The sequence below is a fragment of the Streptomyces sp. BoleA5 genome, from assembly GCF_000373665.1.
In the GTDB taxonomy this organism is placed as follows: domain Bacteria; phylum Actinomycetota; class Actinomycetes; order Streptomycetales; family Streptomycetaceae; genus Actinacidiphila.
In genome coordinates, this window is record NZ_KB892091.1 from 465835 (window position 1) to 484359 (window position 18525).

21 protein-coding genes are annotated in these 18525 nt (G+C 71.9%); 8 read left to right on the forward strand and 13 right to left on the reverse strand.

The window, feature by feature from the left end; translation table 11 throughout:
• The first annotated feature begins 37 nt into the window (after window positions 1-37).
• Entirely contained in the window at window positions 38-163 is a 126-nt protein-coding gene (locus B085_RS51380; protein WP_018557649.1) for a hypothetical protein, read from the forward strand.
• A 72-nt stretch (window positions 164-235) separates the two neighbouring features.
• Here B085_RS51380 and B085_RS0105960 read toward each other — a convergent pair whose 3' ends face one another.
• A complete protein-coding gene (locus B085_RS0105960) occupies window positions 236-1423 on the reverse strand; it encodes an alpha/beta hydrolase family protein (RefSeq protein WP_018557650.1) in 1188 nt (395 codons plus the stop codon).
• Window positions 1424-1775: 352 nt separating this feature from the next.
• Here B085_RS0105960 and B085_RS41420 point away from each other — a divergent pair, with 352 nt between their 5' ends.
• Entirely contained in the window at window positions 1776-2228 is a 453-nt protein-coding gene (locus B085_RS41420; protein ID WP_051101989.1) for a MarR family winged helix-turn-helix transcriptional regulator, read from the forward strand.
• A 22-nt stretch (window positions 2229-2250) separates the two neighbouring features.
• On the opposite strand, the gene B085_RS0105970 is transcribed toward B085_RS41420, so the two are convergent.
• The 3 genes from B085_RS0105970 to B085_RS0105980 all read right to left on the reverse strand — a co-directional run bounded on the left by B085_RS0105970 (window position 2251) and on the right by B085_RS0105980 (window position 4738).
• Window positions 2251-2550, reverse strand: a complete 300-nt coding sequence (locus tag B085_RS0105970) for an SDR family oxidoreductase (protein ID WP_018557652.1) — start codon at window positions 2548-2550, stop codon at window positions 2251-2253.
• Between the two features lie 83 nt (window positions 2551-2633).
• Entirely contained in the window at window positions 2634-4130 is a 1497-nt protein-coding gene (locus tag B085_RS0105975) for an FGGY-family carbohydrate kinase (protein ID WP_018557653.1), read from the reverse strand.
• A gap of 242 nt (window positions 4131-4372) precedes the next feature.
• Window positions 4373-4738 carry a DoxX family protein gene (locus B085_RS0105980; RefSeq protein WP_018557654.1) on the reverse strand — a complete coding sequence of 122 codons (366 nt, stop codon included), beginning with the start codon at window positions 4736-4738 and terminating at the stop codon, window positions 4373-4375.
• A 104-nt stretch (window positions 4739-4842) separates the two neighbouring features.
• On the opposite strand from B085_RS0105980, the gene B085_RS0105985 reads away from it, so the two are divergent.
• Together B085_RS0105985 and B085_RS0105990 are read left to right on the forward strand one after the other, a co-directional pair.
• A complete protein-coding gene (locus B085_RS0105985) occupies window positions 4843-5217 on the forward strand; it encodes a winged helix-turn-helix transcriptional regulator (protein ID WP_018557655.1) in 375 nt (124 codons plus the stop codon).
• Window positions 5218-5403: 186 nt separating this feature from the next.
• On the forward strand, window positions 5404-6153 hold the full coding sequence (locus B085_RS0105990) for a lysophospholipid acyltransferase family protein (protein ID WP_018557656.1): 750 nt from the start codon (window positions 5404-5406) through the stop codon (window positions 6151-6153).
• Window positions 6154-6442: 289 nt separating this feature from the next.
• On the opposite strand, the gene B085_RS0105995 is transcribed toward B085_RS0105990, so the two are convergent.
• Window positions 6443-6754: a hypothetical protein gene (locus tag B085_RS0105995; RefSeq protein ID WP_234018501.1), complete on the reverse strand. Its 312-nt coding sequence runs from the start codon at window positions 6752-6754 to the stop codon at window positions 6443-6445.
• Between the two features lie 335 nt (window positions 6755-7089).
• On the opposite strand from B085_RS0105995, the gene B085_RS41425 reads away from it, so the two are divergent.
• Window positions 7090-7458 carry a hypothetical protein gene (locus B085_RS41425; RefSeq protein ID WP_018557658.1) on the forward strand — a complete coding sequence of 123 codons (369 nt, stop codon included), beginning with the start codon at window positions 7090-7092 and terminating at the stop codon, window positions 7456-7458.
• Here the strand turns inward: B085_RS41425 and B085_RS0106005 are convergent.
• Both B085_RS0106005 and B085_RS0106010 read right to left on the reverse strand, forming a co-directional pair.
• Window positions 7448-8176, reverse strand: a complete 729-nt coding sequence (locus B085_RS0106005; protein ID WP_018557659.1) for a DinB family protein — start codon at window positions 8174-8176, stop codon at window positions 7448-7450. The genes B085_RS41425 and B085_RS0106005 overlap by 11 nt on opposite strands.
• 158 nt (window positions 8177-8334) lie before the next feature.
• Complete coding sequence (locus B085_RS0106010) at window positions 8335-9360, reverse strand: NlpC/P60 family protein (RefSeq protein WP_018557660.1); 1026 nt, start codon at window positions 9358-9360, stop codon at window positions 8335-8337.
• A gap of 441 nt (window positions 9361-9801) precedes the next feature.
• Between B085_RS0106010 and B085_RS45480 the strand changes: the two genes are divergently transcribed.
• Together B085_RS45480 and B085_RS49160 are read left to right on the forward strand one after the other, a co-directional pair.
• Window positions 9802-10230: a hypothetical protein gene (locus B085_RS45480; protein WP_018557661.1), complete on the forward strand. Its 429-nt coding sequence runs from the start codon at window positions 9802-9804 to the stop codon at window positions 10228-10230.
• A 45-nt stretch (window positions 10231-10275) separates the two neighbouring features.
• Entirely contained in the window at window positions 10276-10539 is a 264-nt protein-coding gene (locus B085_RS49160) for a DUF6210 family protein (protein WP_158689670.1), read from the forward strand.
• Window positions 10540-10652: 113 nt separating this feature from the next.
• On the opposite strand, the gene B085_RS0106030 is transcribed toward B085_RS49160, so the two are convergent.
• The 5 genes from B085_RS0106030 to B085_RS0106050 form a co-directional block, all read right to left on the reverse strand.
• Window positions 10653-11885, reverse strand: coding sequence for a L,D-transpeptidase (locus B085_RS0106030; protein ID WP_018557664.1), 1233 nt, complete (start codon window positions 11883-11885; stop codon window positions 10653-10655).
• Between the two features lie 26 nt (window positions 11886-11911).
• Entirely contained in the window at window positions 11912-12709 is a 798-nt protein-coding gene (locus tag B085_RS0106035) for a L,D-transpeptidase family protein (RefSeq protein ID WP_018557665.1), read from the reverse strand.
• Between the two features lie 422 nt (window positions 12710-13131).
• Complete coding sequence (locus B085_RS0106040) at window positions 13132-14364, reverse strand: CU044_5270 family protein (RefSeq protein ID WP_018557666.1); 1233 nt, start codon at window positions 14362-14364, stop codon at window positions 13132-13134.
• On the reverse strand, window positions 14361-14936 hold the full coding sequence (locus B085_RS0106045; RefSeq protein WP_037731243.1) for an RNA polymerase sigma factor: 576 nt from the start codon (window positions 14934-14936) through the stop codon (window positions 14361-14363). The genes B085_RS0106040 and B085_RS0106045 overlap by 4 nt, the downstream gene beginning before the upstream one ends.
• Before the next feature lie 325 nt (window positions 14937-15261).
• Window positions 15262-15708: a nitroreductase family deazaflavin-dependent oxidoreductase gene (locus B085_RS0106050; protein WP_026250733.1), complete on the reverse strand. Its 447-nt coding sequence runs from the start codon at window positions 15706-15708 to the stop codon at window positions 15262-15264.
• Between the two features lie 250 nt (window positions 15709-15958).
• Here B085_RS0106050 and B085_RS0106055 point away from each other — a divergent pair, with 250 nt between their 5' ends.
• Complete coding sequence (locus B085_RS0106055) at window positions 15959-17581, forward strand: flavin monoamine oxidase family protein (protein WP_026250734.1); 1623 nt, start codon at window positions 15959-15961, stop codon at window positions 17579-17581.
• 126 nt (window positions 17582-17707) lie between these two features.
• Here the strand turns inward: B085_RS0106055 and B085_RS0106060 are convergent, their stop codons facing one another.
• The gene (locus B085_RS0106060; RefSeq protein ID WP_420706577.1) at window positions 17708-18442 is read right to left on the reverse strand and encodes a pyridoxamine 5'-phosphate oxidase family protein; all 735 of its coding nucleotides are present in this window, start codon (window positions 18440-18442) and stop codon (window positions 17708-17710) included.
• Window positions 18443-18525 lie beyond the last annotated feature (83 nt).

The following is an 18525-nucleotide window of genomic DNA, read 5'->3' on the forward strand; positions in this document are numbered from 1 at the left end:
GTCGACTGCGACCAGGGCCGTGCCGCGGCTTCACCCGGTGAGCGCTTACACCGCGCCGGGGTGGGAGTTAGCGTCAAAAGAAGTCACTCATTTTGACTATTTCGCCCTCGACATGCCGTTCGCCGTCCTCGTCGGCCAGATCTCCGCCGCGTACGGCGATTGACTCCCTCCTCCCCCGGCGCCGGGGCCTCCGGTGCCGGGACCGCCGTCGGCCCCGGCACCGGACGTCGCAGGGCTACGCGCCGCTCGACCTCCACAGCCGAAGCCGCTCGTCCAGCCAGGCACGCGTCACTCCCCAGGCGTGTCCGTCCGGGTCGATCACGTCGAAGTGGTCCGCTCCGGGCGACACGACGAGCGTGACGTCCGCCCCCTTGGCCGCGGCGGCCTGCGCGTACGTCTGCGCGTAGGCCGGCGGGATCACCTCGTCGGCCGACCCGTGGACGATCAGGACGGGGACGGGGACCCCGCCGGCGGCGAGTTCGACGGGGGAAGCCGCCGCGTACCGGTCCGCGTGTTCCGCGACGCTCCCTCCGAGCAGCAGGCGGGTGATGCCGTCACCGGCCCGCTCCGCCACCGCCGGCCACGCCTCGGCGTGGGAGGGCGGCGGCACGTTGGGCGGGATGTCGGGGTCGGGATCCGTCAGGCCGTCGCCGAGTGCCACGGAGTCCGCGTCGACCAGGTCCAGCACGCCGGCCAGCGACACCACTCCGATGGGTTCGACCTTGGGATGCGCGCCGGGCAGGCCGTCCGGCTGGGCGGAGCGGTGCGCGACCCAGGCGGCCAGGTGACCGCCGGCCGAGTGGCCGACCACCAGGACGCGGGCGGTGTCGACCGCCGGATCGAGGTGCGCGACGGCGTCCACGGCCGCGGCCATGTCGTCGAAGGTCCCCGGCCAGCCGCCACCGGGTTCACCGATCCTGCGGTACTCCACGTTCCAGACGGCGAAGCCGCGCGACACGAGGTCCTCGGCGAGCGGCACGACCTGACGGCGGTCGAACATGGCCGTCCACCATCCGCCGTGCACCAGCACCACGACGGGGAAGGGCCCGTCACCCTCGGGCAGGTACAGCTCTCCGACCTGGGACGGCTCGGGTCCGTAGGCGATGGTCCGCACGGCCCGTGAGCCGTCGGCGGCGTCGTCGTAGCGCACTCCGCTCTCGGCGCCGACGAGTTCGTCGATGGTGGCGAAGAACGCGGCGATCTCCGGGAGGTTCGCCCCCTTCGCGCGCGACTCGTCGAAGGCCAGCGCATCCGCCCATTCGACGATGTCCAGCCAGGTGTCGTCGGCGACGCGTACGAGGCGTGCGGCGACGAAGCCCCGGCGGTCCTTCCGGAACGCCGACAGCATGCCGGACCGCGCCGACAGCATCTCCGACGTCCTGTCCGGTGCTACGACGAACCTGGTCAGCTCGATGACAGACATCCCCAGCTCCTGACGAGGTGGTGCAGCGAACGCATTTGGTAAGCAGATTTGATAGTCACTAATCTTGACTACTTACCCTAGGCGCCCGAGGGGACGGCCGCAAGCTCGAACGGAGCGCCCCGGCGAGAAGGCAGGCCGGGGCTCGAGACGCCGCCAGGACCGCGCCGCCGCGGGCTGGACGCGCCCCCCGTGCCGCCGCGGATCGGCGAGGGGTGACGCGCCCGGATTGCGGGGCCGTCACCCGGCGAGGCCGTCCCACTACGATCGGCCGTAGTCATGGACACACGACACAGAGGGGTGGCCGGCCGTGCGGCGCAGTGAACGGAAAGTGACGGATCCCGACATCGGGATCATGTCCGCACGCCTACTCTTCTCCGTCCAGAAGGAACTCTTCGAGAAGCTCGCGGAGCAGGGCCATCCCGAACTGCGCCCCCAGCACGGCGCGGTGCTGGGCTACATCGACGAGGAGGGCAGCCGCGCGACGGACCTGTCCCGGCTGTCGGGAACCCACAAGCAGGTGATCGGGAATCTGATCGACGAGCTCGAAGCCCTCGACTACGTGGAGCGCCGCCCGGATCCCAGCGACAGGCGCGCGAAACTGATCGTGCCCACGCCCCTGGGACGCGACCAGATGCGCAAGTCCGATGCCATCATGGCCGCCATCGAGCAGCGCCACGCCGAGGAGATCGGCGAGCGGGAGTACGCACGCTTCAAGGCGGCTCTGCGGCGGATCACCACACTTCAGACGGAGCACTTCGACGACGCCGCGGCCCCCCGCAGGCGCCGCTCCGCGGCCGGCGGCTGACGAACCGGCCGCCCGGCGGCTCTTAAAGGCGGGCCGTCATCCCGCCGTCTATCGCGAGCGCCGCTCCGGTGATGAACCCGGTCTCGTCGCTCAGCAGGAACGCCGCGAACGCGGCGATCTCGTCCGGCCGGGCCAACCTCGCCGGCGGGCGCATCCTTTCGGCCGAGCGCCAGGCTTCCTCCGGGGTCGGGGCGGGGTCGCCCCGCGCGAGTGAGCGCGACAAGGGCGTGTCGACGCCGCCGGTGATCAGGGCGTTGACCCGGTGCCGGTCGGGGCCGCGTCCAGGGCCGCCGAGCGCGAGGCGGAAGCAGACGGTAATCAATCTTGACTGTCCTGAATTTTACGATTAAGGGTAAACGTCCCCATGCTCGGCGGCAAAGGCCCTCGGCCGGCCCCGGGCCCATGTCATCCCGCTCTGCCGGACTCCTCACCCGCGGCTTCACGCTGGAACCGGGCGAGGGCGTGGACCGTGTCGCGTGTCGCCGGATACAGGTTCCGGTACAGGCCGTGCAGCCTGTCGTACGCGGCCTGGGCGGCCGGGTCCGGAACGCATCGGTCGCGGACCGGGTTCCACGACGCGGTCGCCGCCGGGTCCGCCAGGTCGGCGGCGAGCCGGGCGGCTCCGTAGGCGGCGCCGACGGTGACGGTGGGGACGTCCTGGGGCAGCCCGGTGACGTCGGAGACGATCTGCGTCCACAGCCTGCCCTGGGTGCCCCCGCCGACCGCGACGACCCGTTCGATGCCGGCGCCCGCGCGCCGCATGGCCTCGATGTTGTGACGTACGCCGTGCGCGGTGGCCTCCAGCGCGGCCCGGTACAGGTCGCCGCGGGTGTGCTCGACGGTGAGACCGGCGATCACCCCACGCGCGTCCGGGTCGGCGACCGGGGTGCGCTCGCCGGCGAAGTACGGCAGCATCACGAGGCCGCGAGCCCCGGCGCCGCTGTCCGCGGCCTCCGCCAGCAGGGCCGCGCGGTCGGGTGCGCCGAAGAGGCCGCGCAGCCAGTCGGTGACGGCTCCGGAGGTGGCCATGCCACCGGCCAGGGAGCGGGTGCCGGGGTGGGCGCCGACGGTGCTCCACAGCTCGGGCACGCGCAACTGCCGGGCGACGGTGGCGATGAGGAACATCGTCGTGCCGTACATGAGCATCAGGTCGCCCGGTCGTGTCGCGTCGACACTGACGGCCTCGGCCCAGGCGTCGATGGTGCCGGTGAGAACGGGTGTGCCCGGCGCCAGCCCGGTCGCGGCCGCCGCCCCGGCCGTCACCGTCCCGGCCTCCTCGCCCGGCCAGCGCAGCTCGGGAAGGTCCGCGTGCGGCCATACCGCCTCCACCCAGGGGCGGTACCAGTCCTGCGCCCGGGTGTCATAGAAGGGTACGGACTGGCTGGCCGAATGGTGGTCCAGCACGTAGGCGCCGGTGAGCCGGTGGGCGAGGTAGGAGGCCGGCATGAACAGCCGCCGTGCGGCGTGGAACACCTCCGGCTCGTGCTCGGCCACCCAGGCCACCTTCGGGCCCACCGCCTGCGTGGACAGCACGCTGCCGCACCGGTCGAGGACGGCCTGGCGGCCGAGTTCGGAGTCGAGCCGGGCGATCTGCGCGACGGCCCGCGTGTCCACGCCGTAGAGCACCGCGGGGCGCAACGGCCGGTTCGCGGCATCGGCCAGCGCGACGCACGGGCCCATGCCGCTGACACCGACCGCCTCCACCCGTGCGCCGCCGGAGAGCAGTTCACGGGTGATGCCGCGGAACTCCCGCCACCATGCCTCCGGGTCCATCTCGACGTGGCCGGGTCTCGGGCGGGAGACGGTGTGCGCGCGCACCGCGGTCGCGACCACCGCGCCCGAGGCGTCGACCAGGACGCCCTTGCTGCTGGAGGTGCCGATGTCGACGCCGAGGAAGGTCATGACCGCATGTCACCACACGGACCGGCTCCGACGCCGGACAAGCGGTCACCGGGGCGCGGACGTGCCCCTGCCGCCGAGCCCGCGCTCGGAACCGGTTCGTGTCGATGCTCCCGGCAGGATCTCGCGGGCGCGGTCCCCCACCGGACGGAACGCGGCGGGCCCACGCACCGACCGGAAACCAACGCATGGCAACGCTGCGGCAGCTGACCACTCGTCAGCGGTCCCGGAGGACGGGGCGGCGGTCAGAGCCGCGTCGTCCCGAGCCAGGCGACCGCGACGGCGGTCGCGAGCAGGACGATGTTCAGACCGATCTGCCGCGCCTCCCCGCGCGAGACGTGGACGACGATCCCGCCGACCTGGATCAGGGCGAGTCCGATCGCCGCCGCGGCGGCCAGCCAGGGCGCGAGCCCGGTCAGCGGCGGAAGGATCAGGCCCGCCGCGCCGAGAACCTCCGCCGTCCCGATGAACCTGACGAGCGCCATCGGAACGCGATCGACCCAGCCCATCATGGGCTGGAGCCGTTCCCGGCTCTGCGCGACCTTCTTTCCCCCCGCATAGAGGTAGAACACCGCCAGCAGCACGGCGACGATCCAGAAAGCGACGTTCACAGCGACCCCCTGGGGACGTGCCGGGCGTGAGTGGCCTCATCATGGGTGACTGTCGGCGGGCCTGCAAAAGGCACACGGATGTGCGCAAGGCACAGGGAGTTGTGATGTCGCAGTACGAGCACACCTGCATGATCCGCGGCGACGGCGGACGGACGATCCGCGCGGTGCTGGACCGTATCTGCGACAAGTGGACGCTGCTGATCGTGGTGACCCTCGACCAGGGGCGCCTGCGCTTCTCCGACCTGCACCGCCGGATACCCGGTGTCTCGCAGCGGATGCTGACCCTGACCCTGAAGAACCTGGAACGCGACGGCCTGGTGTCCCGCACGGCGTACGCCGAGGTCCCGCCCCGGGTCGAGTACGCGCTGACCCCCATGGGCCAGAGCCTCATTCCGCCCGCTCTCGCCCTCGCGGGCTGGGCCACCGAGCACATCGCGGAGATCGAGGCCAGCAGAGCCGCGTACGGCGAGCGCCTGTGACCTTTCCGGACCCGAAACGAGTTGATCGTTGCGTCATGCAGCAATTAGGCTCTTGCATGGTCAAGTAAATGGCCGGTCCCCGTCATGGGATCGCCGGGACACCTGACACGGCACCGGTCTGCCACGCACCGGGAAACGACAGAACGAGCGGCCCGACGGCGCCGCGCGAGCAGAGGAGGACCCGGGGTGACCGGCAGATCGCACAACCCGTACGGCTTCTGGTACCGGCTGGCCGCGGCCATCGCGAAGCCCGTGCTGTTCGTCCTGGTCAGACACCGGTGGCGCGGACACGAGCACATACCCGCCGAGGGCGGTTTCATCACCGCCGTCAACCACATCTCGTACTTCGACCCGCTCACCTACGGGCACTTCCAGTACAACAGCGGCCGGCCGCCCCGCCTCCTCGCCAAGGCGTCCCTCTTCACGATCCCCTTCGTCGGCATGGTGCTGCACAAGACCGGCCAGATCCCCGTCCACCGCGGGACCGCCGACGCCGCGCACGCGCTCCGGGACGCGATAGCCGCCGTGAACAGGGGCGAGTGCGTCGCGGTCTACCCCGAGGGCACCGTCACCCGCGACCCGAAGCTGTGGCCGATGACCGCCAAGACCGGTGCGGCGCGTATCGCGCTGACGACCGGCGCGCCCGTCATCCCGGTCGCCCAGTGGGGCGCCCACCGCATCGCACCGCCGTACGCGCGCGGAGGCCGCGGCAACCGCCGCGTGTGGCTGGTGCCCCGCCAGACGGTGCACGTCGTGGCCGGGCCGCCGGTCGACCTCAGCCGCCACCACGGCAAGGACATCACCCCCGACGTCCTCAAGGCCGCCACCGAGGACATCATGACGGCCATCACCGCGCTCCTCGCCGACATCCGCGGCGAGCAGCCGCCCGCCGAGCGCCACTCCACGCGCCGTGCCGCGCGTCAGCACGCCGAGTAGTCGTACGACCGCCGTCCACGGACGTCGCCACCGGCGGCGGGAACATGTCGCCGGTGGCGACGAGCCGACCCCTACGACGAAGCTGCGACGTTCGCTGATGGCGGGGAAGTACGCGGGGATCGTCGAGGGCCTGTACCGGTGACGGGCGGCGGGCCCCCCGGAGGCCGCTAAACGGGTACCGGCGGCGGGCCCCCCGGAGGCCGCTAAACGGGTACCGGCGGCGGCCCCGAGCGTGGGCCGCCTGCACACGCCGGATGACCAGCCGGAAACGCCCCCGCGCTGAGGCGGGTCAGACCGGTTCGAAGCCGCTCCGGAAGACGCCGCCGTACTCCCCTGGCGTCTCCCAGCACGTGTAACGGCGGCCGGGAAGATCGGGCGGGTCGATCCCCAGTTGCTCCGCCAGGACGTCGGCGCCGGTCCTGCGGGTCCGGGAGGGGTCGTCGGCGGCCTGGTAGAGGGCGTGGGCGCCGCGCAGTCCGATCACCAGGTACTCCACACGCCTCCCGGCGCCGACCGCCGGTTCCCCGTGGTGCTGTTCGTGCCGGCCGTCCATGGCCTGCCCGCAGAATCCGCATCGCGGGTCGTCCCGTGAAGTGTCCACGGCGGGCATCGTACGGCTTCCCCCGGACACGCGTGGCCACCATCCGTCCTCACCCCGGGATCGGGACTGCGGATCGCCCGGCGGCCGCACGCTCGTGAGCGATCCGGAAGGGGCGCCCTACCCGCACTGCCGCTCCCGCGCCTTGGCCGACGTGCGCGTGGTCGCGATGGGCTCGAGCAGCCGCCGCGGGGTGTTGAGCGCGCTGGAGACGGGATCGAGGTCGGTTCCCCCCGGCTTGAAGCCGGGTCCCGGTTCGATGCGGATGTCCGGGACCGGGACGGCCGCGCCGCAGGCTCGGGTTCGTCTCCGGCATCCAGGGGCGTCTGGTGCTGCCGATGGTCGGCGCCTACGGCGCCGGCACATGGGCGCTGGAGGCACTCGCCGAGACGCTCGCGATCGAGGCGGGTCACTTCGGCGTCAAGGTGAGCGTCGTACAGCCCGGCGCAGTCTCCTCCGGTGGCGGTGAGCGGGCGAAGGTGTTCCTGTCGGAGAACGATCCCTGCACCCCGCTCTACGAGGCCCTGCCCGCGCTCCGGGGCGAGCTCATCACCCCCGAGGACGTGGCCGCCGCGGTGGCCGACACGATCGAGCGACCCGTGCCCGCGTTGCGTGTGCCGGTGGGCGCACCCGCCGAGAAGGTCCTGCGCGCCCGCAAAGAGGCCCCGGAGGACGAACCCTTCCTCGCGACGGAGATCAACTGGTGAGGTTGCCGGAATTGCCGCTCGCCCGCCACAGGTCGCGGAGCAGCGCGATCTCGGCCATGTGGTGGATGAGTTCCAGGTTGGCCCCCGCCAGCACGGCGGCGAACGGCTCGGCGGGGTCGGAGCCGTACGGGTACTGGGAGAAGCCGATCGTGTCGAGTTGCTCCTCGGTGACGGTGGCGACGCTGTCACGCCAGCGGTCGATCACGGCCCAGAAGCGCTGGAGCGCCACCGTCGCGGACGGCGTGAAGTCGACCAGCAGTCTGGGATCCTGACGCCGTTCGCCGAAGGTCCACTCCCATCCGCCCGCGAAGCAGAAGTGGAGGTGCCCCAGGCGCCATGCGATCGTCGTGACCGGCGTTTCGTCGGGCTCCGTTGGACCGGTGTGGGCCAGCACCTCCTCGACCCGCGCGACACTCACGCTCCAGTCCTCGGCGATCTTGTCGACGCTCATCCCGTCGGCGGCCTGCCGGGCGACTTCGGCGTACTCGCTCGCCGGAATGTCCGGGGCGCCCAGGTCGAGCACCCACTCTCCCGGCCCGAACGCCCTGGGCGTCGTCGCCGCACCCCGCTGCCGGATCGACCAGCAACCGGGTACGGGCTCCCAGAGGTACTCCTCGTCGCCGAGGCCCGCCAGCCGTACCCGGGCCATCTCCCTGGCGTGGTCGAACTGGTCGAGCAGCAGACCCAGTCGGTCGGTCCGCGCGCCCTCTGTCTCCATGGGGCGGCTCCCTTCTCGTCGGTTTCACACCTCGTCGCGCTCCGGGAAGTTAGCGGCTCGCGGCCCGGGATGCGAACGAATTGAGTGCCAATAGATCTGTGGTGTGTATTTCTTGAGGTGTCGTCAGTACCTTGCGCCCGGTGTCCGGCAGTGCCGCATCAGATGCGGACGCCGAACTGGAACGGCATGTTGTTGATCGACTCGTAGCGCACGAAGGTGCCGGTGCGCGGCGCGTGCAGGACCAGGCCGTTGCCCGCGTAGAGCCCCACGTGGTGCAGATCGCCGTAGAAGAGGACGAGGTCGCCGGGCATCAGCTGGCTCATCGACAGCCGGGTGCCGGCGTTGGCCTGCCCCTGGGAGGTCCGCGATATCCGGGCACCGGCCTGGGCGTAGGCCCAGGAGGTGAGGCCGGAGCAGTCGAAGGCGCTGGGACCGGACGCGCCGTAGACGTACGGCAGGCCGGTCTTGGTCTTGGCGGCGGACAGGGCCGCGGCGGCCAGCGAGGAGGCCGGCAGGTCGTTGCCCAGGTCGACCCGCTCGTTGGAGCGGTTGGCGCGGTTCTCCGCGGCCTCAAGGGACGCCCGCTGGGCGGCGGTCAGCGAGTTGAGCAGCTTCTGCGCCTCGCCGAGCTTCGCCTGGACTTCCTTCTTCTTCTTGCCCAGTTCGGTGCGGGTCTCGTCGAGCTCGTCGAGCTTGCTCGCGGCCTCCGCCTTCTGCTGGTTGAGGGTGCGCTTCTTCTCGGCGATCTGCTGGAGNCCCTCGGCCTGCTTGGTGCTCAGCTGGTCGAGAGTGGACGCCTTGTCGAGGTAGCTGTCCGGNTCGGCGGAGAGGAAGAGCTGGAGCGAGGGGTCGATGCCGCCGCTGCGGTACTGGGCACTGGCCAGGGTGCCGAGGTCGTCCTGCAGGTCGTTGAGCTCGGACTGCTGGCGGGCCACCTCGTCCTGCAGGTCCTCGACCTGCTTCTGCAGCTTCTGCTGCTTCTCCTTGGCGCCGTTGAACTTCTCGGTCGCCTGCTCGGCCTGCTCGTAGAGGCCGTCGACCTTGGCCTTCACGCTCTTGACGGAGGGCTTGGCGGGAGCGGCCTGGGCCGCCTGCGCGGACAGGGCGACGGCTGCTGCGGCGGTCGCGGTGAGCACGGTGACACGTGTGCGACCGGCCTGCTTGGGACGACGGTGGGACGCCACTGGCGCGAGCTCCTTCTTCCTCCAGCCGCCTGCCGTATGCATCGCGAACTGTGTTCCCGTCGCACGCGCGGCATTTCGGATCGGCGGGACCTCCGCCGCCATCCTGAATGGATGATCGACCGGGCGGAGGTTCGGGGAATGACCTTAATCATCTCCGCGCGAGCGAATCAAACCCTCGGCCGGAAAAGGGAGTCGGACGGCTGTTTCTTTACCTGCCTTGACAGTTGACCGACGGTGTGGCGCAGGTCACATCTCGAGAAGTTGCCTCAGCGCCGGACGAATTTCGGCCGAATCGAGAACGACCCCGGTTACGCATGACCGATACCGCGGACGGGATTTCCCGGATTCACGTGCGATATGAAATGAGGAGGCCTTTCCGGTGACCCGATACCGGCGGTGCTGTACCCTCATCCGCGTCCGATCGAGGGGAGGGGTCGCCAAGTGAAGTTCTGGAGGAGCCTGTTGCTCTCCCTGGGTACGGCCGTCGCCATGTTCTTCACCTGGGTCTACGGGATCTTCAGCGGCGGCTTGGACGTGGCGGAGACTTGCGAGCTCTTGGCGGGCCGGACCTATGACGAGGCCTACCGGATCGAGCACGTGCGGGAGTACACACGGGTGTTTCCCCTGCACAACAAGTGCAATGCCTCATTCGACCTGGTCCCGGGCTGGGTCAATCCGGCCATCGTCCTCCTGGGACTGGCAACCGTGTTCCTGCTGGGCAGGGCGATGGTGGGGACCGTCAACCACATCAAGGCCCGCCTGCGCAGGAATTCCGGGGGCGCTGTAGGCGCCCCGCCGCACAATGACGACTGTGCGGATGACCGAGCACACCATCCCCCGGGCCCGGCACCGGACGCCGGCGCGTTCTGACCTGCTCGGCGACGCGATGCTCCCGCCGATCGGCACATCCACCACGTGGCCCGTGACCGTGCCGTGCGACGCGGTCACCGAGAAGGACTGGTAGGTGATGCCCGGCGCGACCGTCACACCCTCCGCCACCCGGACCCGCCCGGCGGCGTCCGCCTGGCCGGCGCCCGTCCCGAGCATCCGGACGGCACCTCGGAGCAGCCGCATGCGTTGCGGGTGGACGAGAGCCGGATCCGTGACGCCGACGAGGCCTGGATACCGGTGATCACACCGGACGGGCCCGCGGTGCTGGTGTGGTTCAACTCCGACTGAGACAGCGGACGTCGGGGTCTTCCCGGCACACGCTCCCCGGGCCCCTCCACGGGAGCGTCGCACACGACCGCGCCCGGTACCGCACGAGGTCGAGCACGGCCCCGCCCGCGCGCCTATGCGAGCGCCGACCCCGCCTTCCACCGCTCCCAGGACATGTTCCAGCCGTTGAGGCCGTTGTCGGGGGCGATCGTATGGTCGCGGGAGTGCTTGACGACGACCACGTCGCCGATGAGGGAGTTGTCGTAGAACCAGGACGCGTCCTGCCCGGAGTCGCCTCCGCCCCGCACGTCGTTGAGCCCCACGCAGCCGTGGCTGACGTTGGAGTGCCCGAAGACGGAGTCCGGTGCCCAGTAGTTGCCGTGGATGAAGGTGCCGGAGGTGGACAGCCGCATCGCGTGCGGGACGTCGGGGATGTCGTACTCCCCCGCGTATCCGACCGTGGCGCCGTCCATGCGGGTGCTGACGAGCTTCTGGGAGATCACCATCTGCCCGTTGTACGTGGTGCTTCCCGGCGCGCCGGAGGTGATCGGGATCGTGCGGACGGTGTCGCCGTCGCGGACGACGCGCATGATGTGCGTGCCGGCGTCGACGGTGGAGACCTGGCGGCGGCCGACGGTGAAGCGGACGGTCTTGTCCTGGGTGCCGTAGGCGTTCGCGGCGCCCTTCACCCCGTCCAGGCGCAGGCTCAGGGTGACCTTGGTGTGCGCCTTCCAGTACGTCTCGGGGCGCAGGTCCAGACGCTGGTTCCCGAACCAGTGACCGACGACCTCCTGGCCGCCGTCGCTGGTGACGCGTATGCCGCGTTCGACGGCCTTCTTGTCGGTGACGGGCTTGTTGAAGTTCAGCGATACGGGCATGCCGACGCCGACCGTCGAGCCGTCCTCGGGGGTGAAGGTGCCGATGAGGCGGTCGTCCTTCGTGAGGGTGGTGAAGGACAGGCTGCGGGTCTGCTTTCCGCCCGCTTCGTCCTCGGCGTGGACAACGAGACGGTACGCGGTGCCGTAGGACAGGGCGGCGTCCGGGGACCAGCGGCGGTGGTCGGCGGCCGCGGTCCCGCGTACCGGGGTTCCGCCCGCTGTGGTGAGGGTGACGGAGGAGATCGTCCCGCCGGAGACCTCGACGTCGCCCGCGCCGCCGACGGACGCGTGCCGGTCTCCGTCGGCGGCGCCCGTGCTGAGCCGGAAGGCGGCCGCCGCGGCCCGCGGCCCGGTCGAGGACGCCTTGGTGGAGGGCGCGGCCCCCTGCGCCGCGGGCGCGGTGGCGGGCTGCCCGGCGGCGCAGGCGGTGAGCACCGACGCCCCGACGACGGCGAGGGCGATCACGGTGAGGTTGGGCTGGGACGACACGCTTGCTCCTGTTGGCCGCGGAACTGTCATCGGGCGAGAGAGGCCGCGTCGCCCATGACGACGACGGGGTGGTCCGCGGGGTCCAGCACCCGCAGCAACTGCTTCATGTGCGCCTTGGCGATGCTGACGCAGGCGTGGGTGGGGCCGCCGTGGTCGACGTGGATCCATATGCCGCCGCCGCGGTTCGCCCCCATGGGCTGGGCGCCGTTCATCGGCGACGTACCGGGCTGCCGGTTGTAGTTGATGGCGATGACGTAGTCGAAGGAACCGGCGAGCGACTCACCCAGGAAGCCTCGGGCGTCGGTGGAGAACCCGTTGGAGCGGTGGTAGGTCAGCTTGGTGCCGGGGTCGGCCAGGAGTCCCCCCGCGTCGGTGAGACCGAACACCCCGATGGGGCTGTGCAGATCGCCCGCGTAGTGCTTGTCGGTCCAGCCCTTGTAGCCGTTGTGGGCGTCCCACACCGCTCCGGGACGCCAGCCGCCGTCGACGCGCTCGTAGAGCACGACCTTGGACTTCGCGGACTCCTTGCCCGCTCCCGTGACCAGGACGACTTGCCGGGTGTCCGCCGGGATCCGCGACAGTGTCCTGGGGCCGAGCCCCGGCAGCAGTTCGGGGTACTGCGGCTTCGGCGGGGCCGACGTCCGCGGCGTGGCGGGCGCGTCGGCGGGCTGCCCGGACGCCGGCGGCGCGGCGTCCTGGACGACCGCGGCCGTCTCGGGGGCCGGGGCGGGGTTCTTCTCGGGCAGGTGCTGGTAGGCGGCGATCCCCAGTGAGGAGACGACCACGGCGGCGGCCGCGGATATGTAGGGCCTGTGCAGGCGCATGGGTGCAAGCGCTTTCTCGGGAGGACGGGAGATCAGGAGGGGGAAGCCCCTCGGCGGGGCTCGCTGGACCGGATGACCGGGTGGTGTCCGTGGGCGATGCCCGTCCACGCCCACCGGCTGGCCGACCCGGTGCCGTACGCCCGGGGGCGCTGCCGGTGGCGTGGGCTCGCTCCTGGGCGGAAGGGGTGGTCTCACACCCGTTCAACCGGGCGGACGTCGGATCGGGTTGCCCGGATCCGGGGAGCCGCCGGGACGGTTCGGCCGTATCGGGCCGGGTCGGGCGGCGGCCGGGGGCCTCGGCGGTCGCCCGGGGATCCGCGGCGTCGCGTCAGCGGCGGATCCCCGGGTCCGTCAGTCGGCGCCCGCCGGGGGCCGGTCGCCGTGGTGCGGTGTTCCCACCGGGCCGGCGGTGCGGCCCGGGTTCAGCCGCGGGCGTTCTCCGGCACGGTGATCTGGTGCTCGCCCCAGCTCATCCTGGTGGTCGCGTTGTAGTTCACCGTCGTACCGGCGCCGAGCCCGGCTTCCTCGGCCCGGGCGGACGGTTCGACGAGCACGAGCACGTCACTGAGCATGGCCCCGGTCGACGGGTCCACGATCAGCCGCTCCCTCACCGTCCCCAGGGGTCCCGGGTAGCCGACGGGGAAGTCGACCCCGACGCCCTCGCGTCCCAGGGGATCGGTGACCCGTCCGGTCACCCGGACTCCGGGCAGATCGGCCATCACCCGGTACGCGGCCGCCCGGACGGCGGGCTGCACGGGCATCGTGACGAGGTTGCCCGCCTGGCGCAGCATCCAGGCGCTGCGGTTCGAGGTGCCGGTGTCGGCCCCGTTGTCCTGCGCGTACAGCCGCTCCAGGTACCGGCGCAGGCCCCCGCTGGTGGAGGGCAGTGCGCGCAGGTCCTTGTAGGTGACGTTGTCCGGGCCGACGGCGTAGATCTTGTCGTCGGCGTTCGTCCGCATGACCAGCGGCCGCCGCCCGGTTCCCATCACGGTGACGAGCCTGCCGCTCCCGGCCTTGTTCGAGACCTCGAACTCCACCGTGCGAGGCGAGCCCGCGGCCTGCCAGCGGGCGACGTCCGCCGCGGTCCGGGGCTCGGTCACGGAGTCCAGGCCGGAGACCTCCAGGCTTGCGGTGCCGGGCCGCACGCCCACCGACCACTCGTCGGTGGACGCGCTGCGCACGGCGAAGAGGTGCCCCTCGTCGCCGGCGACGTCCACGTTCTCCGAGCGCGTGGTGGTCTGCCAGTACGTGCCCTCGGCGACGGCGCTCTCGGCCTTCCTGGCCGCGCTGAGGAGTTCGATGTGGCCGTCGACGCGGAGGTCCGCGCCGTCGCCCGGCGCGGCCGTTGCGGCGGAGGACGGCGGCTGGGCGGTCGGACGGTCGGCGGGCTCCTGCCAGTCCACGGTGCTCACGACCACCACGGACGCCGCCACGGCGGCGAGGGCCGCGGCCCCCAGCGACCGGAAGGCGCTCCTGCGGCGCGGCGCGAGGAAGCGTGCCGCGCGGCCGTCCGTCGCTCCGGCGACGATGCGCGCGAGGTCCTCCCGCTGCCGCGCGGGGTCCACGAGCCGGGACGGGTCCAGTTCCTCGGGCCGCGCGTCGGCGAGCACCTTCAGGACGTCGGGCCGCCCGGACGGCTTGCGGGTGTTCTTCACGCGGGTGCTCCTTCGCGGTGGCTGCGGTACGGGGTCTCTGCGGGAGGTGCGGACGCCGGCTCCGGCTCGGGAACGGCGGGCGCCGCCTCCAGGGCCTTCTCCAGCCGGCGACGGGCCCGGTACAGGCGGACGGTCAGCGTGGCGGTGGTGCAGTCCAGGACCTGTGCGGCCTCCTTGGCGCTCAGGCCGTGCCAGGCGATCAGCGTCAGGAGCTCCCGGTCGGCCTCCGGCAGGCCCGCGAGGGCCTGCAGCGCGTCGTGCCGGCCGGCGACCTCCGCCGCGACGTCCGCGGTGTCGGTCCGGGCGCCGCTGCTGATGCGCTGCGCCTCCTCGGCGGCGAGGAGGTACTGGTGGGCGTCCCGGCGGCGCAGCTCGCGCACCAGGTTGCGTGCCACACCCAGCAGCCACGGCAGAGCGGGGTCGGGGACGTCCCGCACCCGCCGCCAGGCGACGGTGAACGTCTCGCTGGTGATGTCCTCGCCCACCTGCCGTCCGACCAGGCTGGTGGTGTAGGCGAGCACACGCGGATAGCACTCCTCGTAGACGTCCCGGAAGCGTTGGGCATGTGTCACGCGCCGTCCCCTCATCTCGCACTCTCACCATGCAATGAGCGCGGCGGCCCGCTTCTTACAGCCCGGGTCGAGATTTTCCGCGGATGTGGTCCACATCACGCCGGGGACGGGGTTCCCGGCGGCGGTCAACGGCCTGGAGGCGCAAGGTCGCCGTGGTGAGCGGGCGCGGGCGGCCGGTGGTCGGGCGTCGAGGGGCCGGAAACCGAAGCGGGCGACGGTCCGGACCGCGAGCGGCACGCCCGGCCGACCGCCGCTCGGGGACCCCGCCCGGACCGACGACGGCCGCCGCCCCTTCGCGGGGCGGCGGCCGTCGGAGCGGAACAGGTCAGTGGGGTGCGGCCGCCGGCTCCAGGACGAAGACCGGGATCTCACGGTCGGTGTTCTTCTGGTACTCCGCGTAGTCGGGCCACGCCTCCACCGCGCGCTCCCACCACTCGGCCCGCTCGTCCCCCGTGACCTCGCGGGCCGTCATGTCCTGGCGCACGGGGCCGTCCTGCAGCTCCACCCGGGGATCGGCGACCAGGTTGTGGTACCAGACCGGATGTTTGGGAGCGCCTCCCTTGGACGCCACGACCGCGTAGCGGCCGTCGTGCTCCACACGCATGAGCGGCGTCTTGCGGATCCTGCCCGACTTGGCGCCCAGCGTCGTCAAAACGATCACCGGCCTGCCGCGCAGCGTGGTCCCGTCGGTTCCTCCCGAACCCTCGTACAGCTCGACCTGGTCGCGGACCCACTGCTCGGGGCTCGGCTGGTACTCACCCACCAAAGGCACGTCGTTCTCCCATCTCTGCATGCGACTTCGCCAACCTCAACATCCTCACCCACCCCCCGCCTTCCCGGCGACACCGCCGCTACGCGCCGCCGGTCCCGCTGCCGATCACCCGAACGGCCGGGGGGCGGTCATCGACGTCCGTTCACACACACGACACGCGAAATGGCTCTGTCATGTCCCAGCCACACCATCCGTAACAGCCCGCCCTGAAGATCGGCATGCACACCGGCAGATCGAGAGAGGGCGACTCATGACGCAGGGGCAGCCAACAGGGCTCGACCGCAGGGGATTTCTGCGCGCCGTCGGCATCACCGGCGGTGCCGGAGCAATGTTCGCCACCATGGGCGCGCTGGGGCTCGCGCCGACGGCCGAGGCAGCCGGCCGAGGAGGCGACTTCCGCGCGCCGAGCACGGCCGACTTCCACCTCACGGGGCGCAGAGCGGGCAAGGTCGTCGTGCTGGGTGCCGGACTGGCCGGGCTGACGACCGCGTACGAACTGGGCAAGGCCGGATACGACTGCACGATCCTGGAGCCGCGCGACCGGCCGGGCGGCCGCAACTACACCGTGCGCGGCGGGGACACCCACACCGACCTCGACGGGCACACCCAGACCGCGGGCTTCTCCCGGGGCCAGTACCTCAACGCCGGACCCGCCCGGCTGGCGCAGTGGATGGTCACGCTGGACTACTGCCGTGAACTCGGCGTCCCCATCGAGGTCTTCACCAACTCCAACGCCGACGCGTACATCTACCACGAGTCGGCGGGCATGCGCCCCGGGCAGCCCGTGCGGTACCGCACCGCCAAGGCCGACACCTTCGGGTACGTCAGCGAACTCCTCGCCAAGGCCACCGACCAGGGCGCCCTGGACCAGGAACTGACCACCCAGGACAAGGAGCGTCTCCTGTCGTTCCTGGAGGACTTCGGCGAGATCGGCGGACGATCCGACGGATGGGCGTACGCAGGGGGCGCCAACCGGGGCTACGCCACCTGGCCCGGCGCCGCGGGCACCCCGGGTGCCCTGCTCGGGGACCTGCCCACCGCCTCCGAGGTCTTCGCCTCGGGTGTCGGGCGGCACTTCGCGTTCGAGTTCGAGTTCGACCAGGCGATGCTCATGTTCCAGCCGGTCGGCGGTATGGACCGGATACCGCGGGCCTTCGCCCGCGCCATCGGCGATCACCGGATCCGCTACTCCTGCCAGGCCACCTCGCTGGTGCAGTCGGCGGGCGGCGTCGCCGTGGGCTACACCGACCCCGGCGGACGGCCGCGGCGGATCGAGGCGGACTACTGCGTCGCGGCCATCCCACCGCATCTGCTGGCCAGGCTCACGCACAACCTGGGCCCCGACGTCCAGACCGCGCTCACCACCATCCGCCCCTCGTCGGCGGGCAAGATCGGCCTGGAGTACCGCAGCCGCTGGTGGGAGACCGACCACCGCATCTACGGCGGCATCACCGAGACCGACCTGGACCTCTCCCACATCTGGTACCCGTCCTACGGTCACCACGGCAGGCGCGGCGTCATCGTCGGCTACTACAACACCGGGTCCAACGCCGACGCCTATGCCGCTTTGACGCCCGCCGAGCGTGAGGCGCGCGCCGTCATGCAGGGCGTGAAGATCCACGGCGAGAAGTACCGCAGCGAGCTCTCGAATTCCTTCTCCATCGCGTGGAAGCGCGTCCGGCACCTCGAAGGCGCCTGGCACAGCATCCCCGGCGGCACCGACGCGGCGGTCTACAAGCCCCTCAACGAGCCCACCGGACGCGTCCTGTACGCGGGCGACTGGCTGTCCTACATGGACGCCTGGCAGCACGGCGCGATCCTCTCCGCGCGCAAGGCCGTCACCACGCTGCACAGCCGCGCGCTGAAGGCCTGATCGCCGCCGGCGCGAGACGAGGTGGCCGGCCGGGAGATCCGGACGGACACCTCGTCCCGGCGAGGGTGCCGCCCCGACGGTCGGCCGCCGCGCGGCCCGCTCGGGCGACCGGGCGCGCCAGTGGCGTCACCCGGGCTGTTCCGGGTCCTGGTCCCCGGCCGGGGGCAGCGACCGGATGGCGCGCCCGCTCACCTCGCCCGGCACCACGCGGATCCACAGCGGCCGGGTCCCCCCGGCCCACGGTTCGCCCCCGGGGCGCCTGCCGAGTGCCTCCGCGGCGGCGGTGTCGGTGATCGGCTCGGCGGCGCCCCTCACCAGGACGCTCCAGCCGAGACGCCTCTCCTCGTCGACGAAGTCGGTCTCGAAGGCGAGCTTCGTGCCGGGGGCGACGGCCGCGGCGCCGGCCGGATCCGTGCGGTAGACGACCGTCCGCCCGTCGACCAGGAAGTTGACGGGCACCAGCACGGGAGCCTCCTCCCCGGTCCCGGCCGTGTGGGCCACGCGGCCGATGCCGTGGGTGCCCAGCCGTTTCCAGCACTCGCCCTCGGACAGCCGCTGCAGCACCGGCCGGGCCGCCGGGCCGCCCCGTCCCGGTGGCGCTTGGCGGGAGCCCGAGGCCAGCTCCTCGTACGACACCCCGAGCACGTGCGCGACCCGCTCCAGCGCGGCGGCGTCGAAACCGGAACCCAGCTCCTCGACCTGCCGCAGGTACGCCGTCGACATCCCGGCCCTGGTGGCCAGTTCCTCGCGGGACATGTTCAGTTGCTCACACCGCACGGCGACACGACCGGCCACGTCCTCGCCGTTCGAAGGGCCTCCGCCCGCCGCTCCGCCCTGGTCCGGACCACCCTGCACAGCCACTCACCTCCCGCGTCACGTCTGTCTCTCCTCAGCCCAGCAGACGCACCGGCCGCCCGCCAGTCCAGAGCCGGCGGGCGCCGGCG